This window comes from Cytobacillus sp. ABV4_503, assembly GCF_056158445.1.
In genome coordinates, this window is record NZ_JBSWTH010000001.1 from 443,255 (window position 1) to 457,203 (window position 13,949).

Sequence of the window (13,949 nt, forward strand, 5' to 3'; positions counted from 1 at the left end):
GTCTGGATATCAAACTAAAAGTGATGTCTTGACCCAAGGTAGGTTTAGTAGGGTTTTAAATCATTTACTTTATAAGTATTTAGCCCTTTGTAAACCCAAAAGGGCTTTTGTTTGTTTATGGGACTTTCTCAAACCGCTGCCTGGATTTGAGGAGTCAGAGTAAATATTACCAAGCTCTGGAGAGTAACTTTCGTTTAGAAAAAGACTGGCACTTTTCTATATCTTCAGCCTAAGTAACTGCTATTGATCAAAAGCTGGCCTTCCATAACCGGCAATCTTTGAATTAGACAAAAAATAATACTTCTTGCAAACACCTCCTCCGTTAGAAATCATGCTGGAAGCACCTGAAGTATTGCCTTCGATTGTATAAACATACTTGGAATCAACCGCATAAACGATTCCTGTGTGATGAGCACTCGAAATGCTTGTACCAAAGAAAATTTGATCACCAATTTTAGGACTGGACGTATAAAATTGCCCATTGTTATTGAAATACTCAGCGGAATTTGGGCACCGAGCCCCAAGCACTCCATGGCACAAAAGCCTTTTTGCTTCATCGACACCGTATGCCTGAACGAAGCACCAATCAACGAATACGTCGCACCAGGCCAATCCCTGCTTTGAACCTTTATAAAATCCGCTGATTGCATCTAAGTCTCGTGCATACTTAGTGTAATTATTGGTGCCAGCATTAGCGGTTTTGTCATCAAGGTTACTGATACTTGCTTTTTCAAGATAACCAACTTCTGCTTCGGCTATTTGAATGACACAAGATACATCAGCCACATCATAGACCTCCTTAACGGTGTAGAGTTACTATACCACCAGTTTATTCCTGTGGAGTAAAAAACGGAATCAAATAAACCATCTTCCAGCGCGGAAGATGGTTTATTCATGCGGAAATCCTGCTGGGGCAACGCCTCATACACCAGGATAGCAGCTGTGCCTGAAAGGTTAATTGAGCTTATCTCTTTTCTGATAATAACCATATAGCTGGCCGGTTTATTGCTGTTTTTTTTAAAACACTAAGAAAATCTTAAGAATTGCATAAAGTGTTTGTTAAGATTTAACTGATATTATTCTATTAACAGGAATAATAAAGGGATGGTACTTATATTGAAATCATTTTTGGGAGTGAATTTTCATGAACATATTGGTTTGTGATGATGATAAAGCCATTGTAGATGCGATAGGCATCTATTTAGAAAACGAAGGCTATAAAATACATAAAGCATTTAATGGAGAAGAAGCCATTGAGGTAATCAGAGATCATGAGATTCATCTTGTTATCATGGATATTATGATGCCCAAGATGGATGGGATTAGAGCTACCATGAAGATTAGAGAAGAAAACAATATCCCATTAATCATGCTTTCTGCCAAATCGGAGGATTCGGATAAAATTTTAGGCTTAAATTTGGGAGCAGATGACTACATAAGCAAGCCATTTAATCCCCTGGAGTTAATTGCAAGGGTTAAATCACAGCTGAGACGATATACGACATTTGGAAGTCTTGAAACAAGAAGCAATGTATATCAGACGGGGGGACTTATGATTGATGATGAAAGGAGAACAGTTTCGATCGATGGGAAGGAGGTCCATCTGACACCCGTACAATATAAGATCTTAAAACTTCTGACAGCAAATGCCGGAAGAGTTTTCTCCATTGAAGAGATCTATGAAAAGATATGGAATGAAAAATCCTTTAGTCCTGAAAATACAGTAACCGTTCATATCAGGAAAATTAGAGAAAAAATAGAGATAAATCCGAAAGAGCCAAAATATTTGAAGGTGGTGTGGGGAGTTGGATATAAAGTTGAAAAGATATAGTCATTCTGTCATGACGAAATTCATTGTCTTTATCATAGCCGTCATCTGTTTTACGGGGGCCATTCGAGCCATTGTTGAGGTAGAGGTCGTAAATGATGGTCAATTCAGCAGCGTGTTAGAAGACAATTATTTAGAGAGCAGGGCATTTGTGCTGGAAAATGAAGCTCTCATCGGTGATCTCACAAGACTATTAGGGGAATATAAGAATGAGGAACATATTTTAAGCGGCAAAACAATCAGCCAGGATGAATGGAGAAGTGTTGAAGAGAATTTATATTCAGAATTTCGGAACCAATCCAGAAGCTATAATCCTGAATTAAGTGAAGAAGAAAATTTCAAACGGTTTGAAGAAGAGTACGCAGAGACACTCTCTCAGGAAAAGGACCAGCTGATCAGGGAGGATTTAAGAGAATTTCATTTGCTTTTGCAGAATATAGAGGATTCAGAGCTCATGTTTTATGCCAGTGATGGGACAAATGTGTTTAAAAACAGTGCAAAGACCGAAAAAGAACAGTTTGAAAGCTACCCTTCTTATATGCTTTTCGAGGAATACAATCGAGAGTTTTATCCAAAAGAAACGGAAGAAAATGAACATTTGCATGTAATTACTGAGCAAATGGATGAACTGAATTCAGGAACCACAGTTGTGTATGTTGCTTTTCCGGAAGATTTGCTGGATCTTAAAACAGAAGAGTGGCAAGAAAACAAAGCCATTGCTGGAAAAAATGTATATCAAGTATTTGGATTCCTGGCTGGATTTATTCTTTCATTCTTTTACCTTGTGCTTATAGCAGGCAGAAAGTCTTTTAAGGATCAAGAGCTGCATTTTCATCCGGCAGATAAATTATACAATGACATCAATATCGTATTATGTATTATGCTTATAGTATTTTGGGTTGCTTTAGTGGATGATGTGTTTGAGAATATAGAAAAAATGATCACACCTATTACGATCCCTTTTGCCGCTCTGGGATTCGTGCTGATTCTATCACTCATAAAGCATTTCAAAAATAGAACGCTTATCAGACATACATTAATTTATACATTGATCCACAAACTGGTTAAATTTATAGGAGATGTATATCAAAGCGGAAGCACCGGCGTAAAGACAGTACTGCTTGTCATCGGTTATCCAATAGTGATTGCTTTAACGTTCTTCATGTTTCCGGTAACGATTGGCCTGGCTGCCTGGTTTGCCTTTAAGAAAATCAAGACCTTTAACTCTATACAGAGCGGGGTAGAGAGAATTAAGGAAGGGAACCTTCATCACCGTATTGAAGCAGGCGAAAAAGGAGAATTCAGCAGGCTTGCTGCCAACATCAACAGCATCACGGATGGATTAAAAAAAGCGGTGGATAACGAACTAAAAAGTGAGCGGTTGAAAACAGAGCTAATCACCAATGTATCGCATGATATTCGAAACCCCTTAACTTCCATTATTACTTATGTTGACTTATTGAAATTTGAAAAGGATTCATCGAAGGCAGAAGGTTACATTGAAGTACTGGATCAAAAGTCAAAAAGGCTAAAAATACTGGCAGAAGATTTATTTGAAGCAACAAAGGCGTCCAGCGGAAATATTCCAGTTCATTTTGAAAAAATAGATGTCGTGTCTTTAATAACCCAGGGGCTAGGGGAAGTGAATGATAAGATTGAATTACTGGATTTAGATATTAAGCTGAGTTATCCGCCGGAGAAAGTCTATATTAGAGCAGATGGGAAATTATTGTGGAGGTCCATCGAGAATTTATTATCAAATATATTTAATTATGCCCTCAAAAGCTCAAGGGTATATATTTCTATTGAGGAATTAGGCAGTGAAATCCTCCTTACCTTCAAAAACATCTCAGCTTCTGAGTTAAATATCTCAGCAGACGAATTAATGGAGCGTTTTAAAAGAGGCGATGAATCCAGATCCAGCCAAGGCAGCGGATTGGGACTGTCCATTGCGAAAAGCCTGATTGAAATACAAAAAGGGAAATTCAACATACAAATTGACGGAGACTTATTTAAGGCTATAATCTCTCTCCCGAAACATAATCCTGGTAATGAATGATCATTTTAAGGCGGCTTTTTCCTTTTGGACAAACGGGACAGGTTTGTTGAATAATGGCATTCATAATTTTGCCGAGTTTATATAACTGATATACAATATAATAATATATAATACTGGGTCAGAATTTGTTTGGAGGAATTATTTTGACAGTAAATAAAAGTTTAAGGGTTTGTGAAAAGGGACATAAGTTTTACAAAAGTAGTGAGTGTAAAAGCTGCCCTGCCTGTGATAAAGAGAATAAGCCTAAAAGTGGCTTCCTTTCGAACCTCAGTGCCCCTGCAAGGAATGCATTGGTTCACGAAGGAATAGACACTTTGAGAAAACTATCAAAGTACACTGAAAAAGAAATATTAAAAATTCATGGTATTGGACCGGCTTCCTTACCCATTATGAGATCTTTCTTAAAAGAAGAAGGGTTATCATTTAAAAAATAAGAACTGCCTGACAGGCTTTATGATCAGCTTCTAATCAGGCAGCTGGTTTCTTTTAAATTCACGGGACAGGTTCATTTCATAAATAATAGAAAATTTTACATAAAATAAAAACGCCAATTCTCCGATTATGGGTTTTGGCGTTTTTTCTACTTTTATCGTTATGTTTATGTAATCTTTAAGTTGCATTTGATTGTTTTTGCTCTGCTTAATATTTACCTTTATCACTCACTTAGCAGCACTGGAGAATTTTTAGCCTAATGGTTGTTGAGAACCAGGTGGGACGTAAAAAGGCGGGACTTTAATCCATCCGCGTTTGCGCATTAAATGTTTTAATCTAGCTGCGAAAGCTAATTTTTCTGCTTGAAACTGAATAAACAAAATACCTACATCAGTACGAATCGATTCTGAAGCAGTACTGGCAGCACGCATAATTAAGCTAATAATTTTTAAAGATAATTCATTTGCAATTACATCATCTGTTAATTTTACACCGAGAGGAACAGTGTTAGGGTCTGATTTTGGCATGTCTTCAGGGGCAGAAGGCAATGTAATTCCTTCCTTAATCATAAAATCATGAAGTCGTTCCCTCTGACTGTTCCCTAGTTTCATGTCTTCTTCAAGTATTGCTTTTAATTCATTATCCGTCGTGGTATTTATACCTGCTTGAACAGAAACTTTTGCTAATTCAAGGCCTGCTAAGTAAATCCAGCATGCCATCACTTCTCCTACATGAAGAGGTTGATCTTCATCTTGATCTGTCATCGATTTCATGGTATCCATAACTGTTTCCCATACATTTAGCATGTGATCCCTCCTGATTTTTTAGCTTAATTACTCTTATTGTTTGTTTCATAAGAATAACTATTCAAAAGGTGAACGATATAAATCAGGTGGCTTATCTTAATTGACTTACGGGGCAGGTTAGTCCAACAAGGAAATTTATTGGCAATTGCAGAATATTAAGATGTAGTCCATTGTATCGTTACGATCTATGTACCAATATGTTAGGAGTGACAACGAATGCGTTTTGAAAATGGGAAAATATACCCTAATTGTTCAGTTATTACCAGAAAAATAGAAGTTGGTGGACTCACGAAATCGCAGCTCATCCAGAAATTGCAAAAGTACTCTATCTTGATGAATGAGTATGGAGAAAAACTAATAGCTGATAATAAATTTACTAGCTCTGATGCAAAGTACAACCTTCGTACCATAGAACTAACGGTAGGCAATCTTGGCTTCTCAGATGGAGCTACTACGGCTCAAATCTTTAAAAAAGCGAGCAAATTAGGTTTGGAATTGTGTCCGCTTGAACTGGGACCTTATTTAAGACTGGAATATCTGGATCAGCCTGAGGGTTATTCGGGGAAACCTTTACAGAGGAATCAAGCTCCATCAGGATCAATCACAATAGCCTCGGAGAAACTATCTGAAGAAGATGATTTTCCAAAAGGCTTTTATCTTAGAAGAATTAACGGCGTGTTGTGGCTGAGAGGATACAATGCAGATGATCTGCACGTTTGGAATCCAAATGATCATTTTATCTTTTGTCAAACTTAGATTTAAGAGGGATATTTTTTCGATCTAAAAATGAATTATCTTAGGTACTATGGGGCGGATTACTTTAAAAAGTGCATTAAGTTCTCTTAAAGGGAGAAGTCTAAAGTATTCAATAACGCATCAATTTTTGTTTTAAAGGTAAAAAAATAAGGATTGTTTTCGTCATCAAAGGTAACCAAATAAGGATCCTCCTCATTAGGAATTATTATGATAATTTCATCAATTAAAGTGTTTATCCATTTATTCTCTATAAGGTAAGGCGGTTCTAAAGGGATTTTAACCATATAGCCCTGGTTTGGAATAGGCTTGAATTTTTTCACAATACCATCAATGCCTTTAATTATTTTTTCAGTTTCTAATTGAACGGTAGAATTTGTTGGAGTTGTTTTTATTATTTGATCCTTTTTAATATCAAGAAGCTTAACAATATTATTTTCCTGGGCGTTTACAATTGATAAGTTAAATTGAAACAGAATAACAACAAATAAAAATAGTCCCTTACGAATCATATTATCACCTCATCTGTGTGTTATTTTAAGATTTATTATTAGAGTATGCCCTCTTGATTTACGAAGTATTACGCATTCATTCCTTTCCATACAAACGTCGCCGTTTAATTAAATACATAATTTTAAAAAATGATAAACTTATTATCAGTTGATAATATTTTGTAAAGTGGTGGATTCATGAATATTTTAGAAAAGTTTGCTGATGTACCTAAAATAGAAACGGAACGTCTCATCCTTCGAAAGATCACATTAGATGATGCAGAAGATATGTATTTATATGCTTCGAATGAAGAAGTAACGAGATATGTAACTTGGGATACGCATTCTTCATTATCAGATACAATTGTGTTTATCAATACGTTTTTACCTCAATATGATGCTCTTTGGGGGATTGAGCTTAAAGAAAATGGTAAATTTATTGGAACAGTTCACTTTGTTTGGTGGCAGCCAGAACACAAAAGTGCTGAAATTGGATATGTTTTATCTAAAGAATACTGGGGCAAAAGGCTAATTACCGAAGCAGCAAGGGCAATCATTTTTTTTGGTTTCGACAGTATGAACTTAGTTCGTATACAGGCGAGATGCTTCTTAGAAAACAAGGGTTCAGAGAGTGTTATGAAAAAATTAGGTATGTCTTTCGAAGGTATAAGCAGAAAGGTAATGTATGTTAAAGGGGAACATAAGGATTTAAAAGTGTACTCCATAATAAAGTTTTAGATGTATATTTTATGCTTTATTACAGTGAGATGGTGATTTCACAACAGTTATATATTACGATGAATAAGTTTGTAAAGATTTACACTTAAAGTAACGAGTGCGTTATTTTAAGATCCAGCTGCCGTTTAAGGCGGCTTTTTTTCTTGCTTAACTAACGGGGCAGGTTTAGTTTAAAAAGGAATTACGTTTGTGTAGTCGAATTAAATTATTAGTGTCTGGTTCATTAGTGGTCATTCTTTTTTAAATGACATTAAAAATGAATAAAGAAATAATAAGGATAAGGGAGATAAAGATGAGAGTTTCTGTTTTAGGATGTGGTCGATGGGGCACATTTATGGCTTGGTATGCCAATAAAATTGGTCATGATGTAATGCTATGGGGGAGAGAAACTTCAAAAAGTTTGGCTGGATTAAATGAAACTAGAAAAAATGAATATCTCTCACTGCCAGATACAATTGAATTATGCAGTTCATTAGATAAATCCATATCATTTGCGGAACTAATTATCATTTCAATCAGTGCTCAAGAATTAAGGTCATTTGCTAAGCAACTAAATTCAATAAAAGAATCGCAAAACAAAACATTCATTTTATGTATGAAAGGACTAGAGGCCTCTAGTGGAAAAAGACTCTCGCAAGTGTTTAGCGAGGAGCTTGGAAGAAATGTGAATGTAGCAGTATGGGTAGGTCCAGGACATGTACAGGAGTACGTAAATAAAATTCCTAATTGTATGGTTATTGGTTCAGAGAATTTTGACATTACTAAAAAGATTGTACAGGAACTTAATAGTGATTTAATTAGGTTCTATTATGGTCAGGATCTTATTGGAAATGAAATTGGTGCTGCAACGAAAAATGTTATAGGAATTGCAGCTGGTATGTTAGATGGATTAAATTATAGCAGCCTAAAAGGATCACTTATGGCTAGAGGAACAAGAGAAATTTCTCGTCTAGTAAGTATAATGGGTGGGAATGATTTAACGATTTATGGTTTAAGTCATTTAGGTGATTATGAAGCAACACTTTTCTCAATACATAGCAACAATAGAAAATTTGGACAATCTTATGTTGAAGGAGAAAGGTTTGGAAAACTGGCAGAGGGTGTTTCAACAATAAAGGCCATAAAGGAAATATCTAGACAGTATGAGGTTGAACTTCCGATTTGTAACGCATTATATGAGATTTTATTTGAAAATAAAGATGCAAAAGAAATATTAGAGAACCTACTCTTAAGACCAGTAAAATTTGAATTTAAATAAAAAAATAAAAGATGACTTATTCAAAACGGGGCAGATTTGTTCAATAAAAGTTGTATAAATTAAGTATAAACTCCTTACTTGATGCAGGAAGCAAGGTTTTTTTGTTGAATAAATAAATTTAGTATATTTTGGTATTTTGAAAGGAGACAAAAAATGGGCGAGAAATTATTAAGGGTAGGCACAACATATATTCCAGTGACTAATGTAGATCTTTCCTCTGATTGGTATGTAAATAAACTAGGAGCAGAGTTAAGTTACAAAGATCAAGACAAAGCTATATTAAACTTTGCCAATCAAAGTATTTTTCTTGTGAAATCTAATGAAAATCAAAGCTCCAATTTCTTTGATATTTACGGTAATGAACGTTTTTCGTTAACATTCGAAGTTAATGGATTAAATGCCTTAGAAGCAATACATAAAGACTTTAGGCAAAGTGACATTAGAGTTGGAGAAATTGAAAACAGAGGACACACGGGAAGAAATTTTGTTTTTTATGATTTAGATGGAAATAAATTTGATGTATGGAGTGAACTTAGTCCAATCTTCAAAGAAAAATATCTAATTTCCAAATAGATAATTTAATAAGGAGGCAATGTTTTATTAAAACATCGCCCGTTCATTCCTCAATAACGGGAAAGGTTGAGAGTTGAAGATCCATCAGGGATCGGCAGCTCTTTTTTCATCTCCGACTAACGGGCGATTTTGTTTTAAAATAGCTGCTAATCAGGCAGCTGTTTTTATTGTTTAAAAAAGGGGCAGGATAGTTTAATAATTCTATGTAACTCATGTAGTCATTTTTTATATTTTCAAATAAATGGAGAAAATATTGATGAGTTCTATTATTGAAAACAATAGTTGAGGATATAATTTTAAGTCATAGATGAAGGGGGGCACAGATAAATGAAATTATCGTACTTAACAATTGAATTAATAGTTGGCTTTTTTTTTCTATTTATAATGGTAAAGTTTTTGGGTAAAAAAATCATTAATCAAATTTCTCCTTTTACTTTTATCGCATCTATTGTATTGGGAGAATTATTAGGAAATGCTTTATACGATCATAAAATAGGAGTATTTTATATTGTTTATTCGATGACCCTTTGGGGAGGATTACTATTTTCAGTTGAATATCTAGGTCAAAAATTCCTTGCATTCAGGGGGCTTTTTGAAGGGAAACCCTCTGCACTTATTAAAAATGGAATTGTAGACCGAGAAGAGTTAAGGAAAAATAGAATGAATATAAACCAGCTGCAAAGTTTACTTCGACAGAGTGAAACCTTTTCACTTCGTGAGGTTGCCTTTTGTTATTTAGAGGCAAATGGTTCGATTAGTATTTTAAAAAAATCAAAGTATCAAAAAACAACTCAGGAAGATTTTAACATGGCTTCAAAAGTAGTTTCAGTTCCAGTGACTTTAATAAGAGACGGTAAAGTTTTATGGGATGAAATTATTGATTTGGGCTTTAATGAATTTTGGTTAAAGTCACAATTAAATACTCATGATATTACTGACTACAAAGATGTTTTTATAGCAGAATGGCTTGAAGGCGACGGTCTATTTGTACAGCCTTTTGAGAATTAAACTGTTTGAATATTATCCTAATACCAAATGACTTGAAGTGTTAGTTCATTAACCTATGAGGATTACTTTAATCAGCCTGAAGAGTATGATATTCAAGTAAGAGATGATAAATATGGAAAGTAAACCGATGCTTATGCCAAGATCAGCTCCCTTGCAGGCGGCTTTTTACTATTTAACAAACGGGGCAGTTTTGTTGAATAGATGTGACACCCCTTTTGATAAGAAATTGCAAATAAAGGATGGAAAGTTCCATCCCTTTTGTAATTATTTCATTTCTTTAATAATAGACTCGACTATCTCGAATGCTTTTTCTTTGGTTAATCCCTCTCTCAATGAAAACTCTATAGAATAAGAGCTTTCCTTAAGATTAAAAAACGTCACTACCAACTCTGTGTCCTTAGTTTTTATTTCGTTATATTTAACATCTACCCCGTTTATATCTTTAGTTTCGCTATCACCATCTCCATCCGTTATTTTAAAATTACTGTAGGTTATTCTAAAAAGCCAAGGTTCTCCATCGTATAACCCGTACAAAACTTTCGAACCTATACTCTTTTTGTATTTTTTTATGAATTCATCATCCATTAACTTGCCTTTTTCTTTTGAATAGACCACAACCAAATCTTTTTTGTTACCGGTGGGTGGATATATAATCTCTGCAGAAGTAATTGGAAACTCTTCATATTCAGGCATAAATATTCCTGTTCCAAATTCTTCATTTGACTGGTTCGTAATGGTGTCTGCAACTCCATTTGATGGAAAAGAACAAGCACTGACAATCAACATCAAACCAATTAGCAAAATATAAATCCTAATTCTCAATTCCTCAGCCCCCTATATTTTATTATATCTTCATTAACTCGATTTAACATATAATTCCAAAAGTTTTTAAAGTAACTAAGCACTATAACTGATTAATTATGCTTTTTCTTATTATGCTAATAGGTGCAGGGGCTTAGGTTTAGAAAGAAAGAATTGAAACCTAGCTAGTGGGGACATATTGATAAATTTTAGAGTAATCTTATTACCTATCTGAATAAATGTGACATCTAAGGTTAAATTAACTCAAAAATGTTATATTTTCGGGAGGGTCTAAATGAATTATTTTGAAACTTTATTAGATACCATTAAACCTTTTTTAGATGGTGAAAAAAAGCCATTAAATACATTGGAAGCAAGTAATTTATGGTTATATGCAGGAATGGGTCAAAATACATTACGGCTTGAGGAAGTATGGATAAATACAGTTCAAGATATTGAATTTAAAGAGATAGTTACGAGTGTTTTCCATGTTCATAAAGAAATTGTAAATGATTTAAATGAGTTTCTATTGCAAGAAAGTGTACCATTACCCAAAACTAGTGCACCCAAGCCAATAGCTGATTATCATTCTATTCCGGATGGGGCAAAGTTTACGGAGGAAGAAATCGCTAATTTATTATCTTTTAACCTTCTTATTGCCATGACTCAGGGAATGAGAATAATAACGGAATCAATACGTGCAGATGTGGGATTTTTGGTCTCAAAGTTTTTATTCAAACATATATCCGTTTCAATACCATTAAAACAACTAATGTTAGAACGTGATTGGATTCAAGAAGCTCCACCGTATATTAATAATTTCAAGTGAAAATTCTCTTGGACTCACGATATAAATCAGCTGCCGAAACAGGCGGCTTTTCTTATTTGACTAACGGGGCAGGTTAGTGGAATAAGGAAATAAAAAATGTGATTATGGAAATAGGGTAATTAAGCAGTGAGGTGGTGTATCTCATTTGAAAAATAAGAAGAGGAGATTTGCATTAGGGATTTTTACAGTAATTCTTTTAATAGTTATAATGGTGCTTACTAATCCTACCAAGGATGAATTTGATAAATGGATATTAACAGAGAATGGAATTGTTTGTAACAATATAGGTTGGAATGAAGAATGTACAAAAGACAATCTGATAATATGGAGTAGTTCTTCTCATTTTAGAAACACTGGCATATTTGCCTCCTATGAGACGGATTTTGAATTTCAAAACGGTGAGCAATTCACTTTTAGAACTCTTGGGATATTTGGTACTTTCTTTAAGATGAATGACGGAAACATTTGGAGGATATTAAACTAAATTAATATTGCTCAACGCTATGTTTAAGATTAACCGCCATCCAGGTTTTTTTTTCGACTAAGAGGCAGGTTAGTACAATATATCCAAAATACCATCATAAGTTGGTAAAGCTGTAATTCAAATCTATAAAATTACAAATTGTGTCTAGAGCGCCCATTAAAGGTCCAGTTTATTTGAAAAAGAGGTAATAGAAATAGAACGGGTGCAGGTTAAAAAGGCTCCTAATAAGGAACCTTCTTATCACTTATCTTATACCTCTTGAATATTGAAAAGGCGGACTAACTTTATGAGTTAATCTCTTCTCTGCGTGTAAACTCCAATATGGATCATCAAGCATACCTCTTGCAATGGCCACAAGTTCTGCATCGCCATTTGAAATGGTCGCTTCTGCCAGTTCTGGGCTGCTTAATTTACCAACAGCGATAACTGGAAGGCCTAATTGTTTTTTAAATTCGCGTGCAAAGGGCACCTGATAACCCGGTGTGTTTTGTGGTTTGCGTTCTCCAGGAGGTCCTTCTCCACCACTTGAGATGTGAAAAACATCGACACCAGCATTTTTAAAACGTTTTGCCATATCAATAGAGTGTGATAATTCATAGCCCCCATCTATATACTCAATGGCAGATATTCGCATGATTAGCGGCATATCTGCTGGCATAACACTTCTTACCGCTTTTATAACTTCTTCTCCGAAGAGCGCTAGGTCTTCTCCGTACTCATCTGTACGATTGTTGGTGCTTGGTGACATAAACTGATGCAAGAGATAGCCATGAGCGCCGTGCAATTCGATTGTATCAAAACCCGCTTTTATTGCTCTCTCAGCAGCTTGTTTGAATTGCTGAACGGTTTCTTTCACTTCTTGGTTTGTTAAAGCTCTTGGGGGTTTAAGTTCACCATTCATTGTTTCTTCAGGTAATACTTCTACAGGTATATCGGAAGCTCCCACAGGTTGATTGGCATCTTCTGCTTTTCGGCCTGCATGAGCAATTTGAATTCCAACCTTGGTGCCGTACTTTTTTATTTCATTAACAAGTCGTTGGTATTGTGGTACTTGTTCATCTGACCAAAGACCAAGATCGCCATTTGTAATACGTCCCTCGGGAGTTATACTAGTCATTTCCATTATTATTAGACCTGTTCCTCCGATCGCTCTTGAGACATAGTGAACAAAGTGCCAATCGTTTGGTGCACCATCTTCTTTAGTGACCGAATATTGACACATTGGTGCCATAACAATACGATTTTTCAATGTAAGATTTTTAATTGTATATGGGCTGAATAAACGAATCAAACAAAAAACCCCTTCCATCTTATTTGTTTGCGCATGCATATAATTTTGAAACCTGGATTACAAGAAGGTGAATCTTGAACAAAAAACTTGCTTGCGCATGCATATAATATAACTTGTGTTATAATAATGTCAATAAATAGGGCTGGAAAGGATAAATATCATGAATAATAATGAGTTGTTTAATGCTTGGATTAATCTGACGAAATATCATGACCGTATATTGAAATCAATGGATTATACACTTCAAGATCATTTCCAATTAGGAATTAAAGAATTTTACCTTATGTATTACTTGGCACAATCAGAACATAAAAAGATTAGGTTATCAGATTTAGTTCCAAAAGTGGGTCTGAGTCATAGTGCTCTATCACGCTTAGTTTCAAGACTGGAACAACATCGAGGCGGATCCTTAGTTGAACGCCAAACGGATGCAAATGACAAACGATCTGTTGATATCTTTCTTATGGAAAAAGGAGAACAATTTATTCGTGAGATGCGATTGCTGATTAATGATAGCTTACGTTCTAGAATGAGCGAGAAGGATATACAAAATATTAAAAGGCTTGTTGAATAAGACAGCTAATTCTGATTGCTTTAT

16 protein-coding genes are annotated in these 13,949 nt (G+C 34.9%); 11 read left to right on the top strand and 5 right to left on the bottom strand.

Features of this window, described 5'->3' with window-relative positions:
- Positions 1–240 precede the first annotated feature (240 nt).
- Entirely contained in the window at positions 241–786 is a 546-nt protein-coding gene (locus tag ACXAD1_RS02295; protein WP_206845741.1) for a CHAP domain-containing protein, read from the bottom strand.
- A gap of 358 nt (positions 787–1,144) precedes the next feature.
- Here ACXAD1_RS02295 and ACXAD1_RS02300 point away from each other — a divergent pair, with 358 nt between their 5' ends.
- The 3 genes from ACXAD1_RS02300 (at position 1,145) to ACXAD1_RS02310 (ending at position 4,321) form a co-directional block, all read left to right on the top strand.
- Entirely contained in the window at positions 1,145–1,831 is a 687-nt protein-coding gene (locus ACXAD1_RS02300; protein WP_370224487.1) for a response regulator transcription factor, read from the top strand.
- Positions 1,806–3,887 carry a sensor histidine kinase gene (locus tag ACXAD1_RS02305; RefSeq protein ID WP_474909339.1) on the top strand — a complete coding sequence of 694 codons (2,082 nt, stop codon included), beginning with the start codon at positions 1,806–1,808 and terminating at the stop codon, positions 3,885–3,887. The genes ACXAD1_RS02300 and ACXAD1_RS02305 overlap by 26 nt, the downstream gene beginning before the upstream one ends.
- A 143-nt stretch (positions 3,888–4,030) precedes the next feature.
- Positions 4,031–4,321 (top strand): RNA polymerase alpha subunit C-terminal domain-containing protein, encoded by a 291-nt coding sequence (locus tag ACXAD1_RS02310; protein ID WP_474909340.1) that lies wholly within the window; start codon positions 4,031–4,033, stop codon positions 4,319–4,321.
- Between the two features lie 249 nt (positions 4,322–4,570).
- Here ACXAD1_RS02310 and ACXAD1_RS02315 read toward each other — a convergent pair whose 3' ends face one another.
- Positions 4,571–5,125: a DUF3231 family protein gene (locus ACXAD1_RS02315; protein WP_474909341.1), complete on the bottom strand. Its 555-nt coding sequence runs from the start codon at positions 5,123–5,125 to the stop codon at positions 4,571–4,573.
- A 216-nt stretch (positions 5,126–5,341) separates the two neighbouring features.
- Here ACXAD1_RS02315 and ACXAD1_RS02320 point away from each other — a divergent pair, with 216 nt between their 5' ends.
- Positions 5,342–5,881 carry a helicase gene (locus tag ACXAD1_RS02320; RefSeq protein ID WP_474909342.1) on the top strand — a complete coding sequence of 180 codons (540 nt, stop codon included), beginning with the start codon at positions 5,342–5,344 and terminating at the stop codon, positions 5,879–5,881.
- Between the two features lie 86 nt (positions 5,882–5,967).
- Here the strand turns inward: ACXAD1_RS02320 and ACXAD1_RS02325 are convergent, their stop codons facing one another.
- A complete protein-coding gene (locus ACXAD1_RS02325; protein ID WP_474909343.1) occupies positions 5,968–6,390 on the bottom strand; it encodes a hypothetical protein in 423 nt (140 codons plus the stop codon).
- Positions 6,391–6,567: 177 nt separating this feature from the next.
- Here ACXAD1_RS02325 and ACXAD1_RS02330 point away from each other — a divergent pair, with 177 nt between their 5' ends.
- From ACXAD1_RS02330 to ACXAD1_RS02345, 4 genes are all read left to right on the top strand, one after another.
- A complete protein-coding gene (locus ACXAD1_RS02330) occupies positions 6,568–7,107 on the top strand; it encodes a GNAT family N-acetyltransferase (RefSeq protein WP_474909344.1) in 540 nt (179 codons plus the stop codon).
- A 256-nt stretch (positions 7,108–7,363) separates the two neighbouring features.
- Positions 7,364–8,365 carry an NAD(P)H-dependent glycerol-3-phosphate dehydrogenase gene (locus ACXAD1_RS02335; protein ID WP_474909345.1) on the top strand — a complete coding sequence of 334 codons (1,002 nt, stop codon included), beginning with the start codon at positions 7,364–7,366 and terminating at the stop codon, positions 8,363–8,365.
- 153 nt (positions 8,366–8,518) lie between these two features.
- Positions 8,519–8,938 carry a VOC family protein gene (locus ACXAD1_RS02340; RefSeq protein WP_474909346.1) on the top strand — a complete coding sequence of 140 codons (420 nt, stop codon included), beginning with the start codon at positions 8,519–8,521 and terminating at the stop codon, positions 8,936–8,938.
- 327 nt (positions 8,939–9,265) lie between these two features.
- Entirely contained in the window at positions 9,266–9,946 is a 681-nt protein-coding gene (locus ACXAD1_RS02345; RefSeq protein ID WP_474909347.1) for a DUF421 domain-containing protein, read from the top strand.
- Between the two features lie 264 nt (positions 9,947–10,210).
- Here the strand turns inward: ACXAD1_RS02345 and ACXAD1_RS02350 are convergent, their stop codons facing one another.
- Positions 10,211–10,768 (bottom strand): hypothetical protein, encoded by a 558-nt coding sequence (locus tag ACXAD1_RS02350; protein ID WP_474909348.1) that lies wholly within the window; start codon positions 10,766–10,768, stop codon positions 10,211–10,213.
- A gap of 274 nt (positions 10,769–11,042) precedes the next feature.
- Between ACXAD1_RS02350 and ACXAD1_RS02355 the strand changes: the two genes are divergently transcribed.
- Both ACXAD1_RS02355 and ACXAD1_RS02360 read left to right on the top strand, forming a co-directional pair.
- Entirely contained in the window at positions 11,043–11,576 is a 534-nt protein-coding gene (locus tag ACXAD1_RS02355) for a DUF3231 family protein (protein WP_206845724.1), read from the top strand.
- Between the two features lie 145 nt (positions 11,577–11,721).
- Complete coding sequence (locus ACXAD1_RS02360; protein ID WP_244671331.1) at positions 11,722–12,060, top strand: DUF4359 domain-containing protein; 339 nt, start codon at positions 11,722–11,724, stop codon at positions 12,058–12,060.
- A 244-nt stretch (positions 12,061–12,304) separates the two neighbouring features.
- Here the strand turns inward: ACXAD1_RS02360 and ACXAD1_RS02365 are convergent, their stop codons facing one another.
- A complete protein-coding gene (locus tag ACXAD1_RS02365; RefSeq protein WP_474909349.1) occupies positions 12,305–13,351 on the bottom strand; it encodes an NADH:flavin oxidoreductase/NADH oxidase in 1,047 nt (348 codons plus the stop codon).
- Positions 13,352–13,511: 160 nt separating this feature from the next.
- Here ACXAD1_RS02365 and ACXAD1_RS02370 point away from each other — a divergent pair, with 160 nt between their 5' ends.
- A complete protein-coding gene (locus tag ACXAD1_RS02370) occupies positions 13,512–13,925 on the top strand; it encodes a MarR family winged helix-turn-helix transcriptional regulator (RefSeq protein WP_474909350.1) in 414 nt (137 codons plus the stop codon).
- Positions 13,926–13,949 lie beyond the last annotated feature (24 nt).

What these genes read in the sequence shown, in the direction of transcription:
- ACXAD1_RS02300 (WP_370224487.1), top strand. Translation starts at nt 1,145, where the DNA reads ATGAACATATTGGTTTGTGATGATGATAAAGCCATTGTAGATGCGATA.
- ACXAD1_RS02315 (WP_474909341.1), bottom strand. Translation starts at nt 5,125, where the DNA reads ATGCTAAATGTATGGGAAACAGTTATGGATACCATGAAATCGATGACA.
- ACXAD1_RS02320 (WP_474909342.1), top strand. Translation starts at nt 5,342, where the DNA reads ATGCGTTTTGAAAATGGGAAAATATACCCTAATTGTTCAGTTATTACC.
- ACXAD1_RS02325 (WP_474909343.1), bottom strand. Translation starts at nt 6,390, where the DNA reads ATGATTCGTAAGGGACTATTTTTATTTGTTGTTATTCTGTTTCAATTT.
- ACXAD1_RS02330 (WP_474909344.1), top strand. Translation starts at nt 6,568, where the DNA reads ATGAATATTTTAGAAAAGTTTGCTGATGTACCTAAAATAGAAACGGAA.
- ACXAD1_RS02335 (WP_474909345.1), top strand. Translation starts at nt 7,364, where the DNA reads ATGAATAAAGAAATAATAAGGATAAGGGAGATAAAGATGAGAGTTTCT.
- ACXAD1_RS02340 (WP_474909346.1), top strand. Translation starts at nt 8,519, where the DNA reads ATGGGCGAGAAATTATTAAGGGTAGGCACAACATATATTCCAGTGACT.
- ACXAD1_RS02345 (WP_474909347.1), top strand. Translation starts at nt 9,266, where the DNA reads ATGAAATTATCGTACTTAACAATTGAATTAATAGTTGGCTTTTTTTTT.
- ACXAD1_RS02355 (WP_206845724.1), top strand. Translation starts at nt 11,043, where the DNA reads ATGAATTATTTTGAAACTTTATTAGATACCATTAAACCTTTTTTAGAT.
- ACXAD1_RS02370 (WP_474909350.1), top strand. Translation starts at nt 13,512, where the DNA reads ATGAATAATAATGAGTTGTTTAATGCTTGGATTAATCTGACGAAATAT.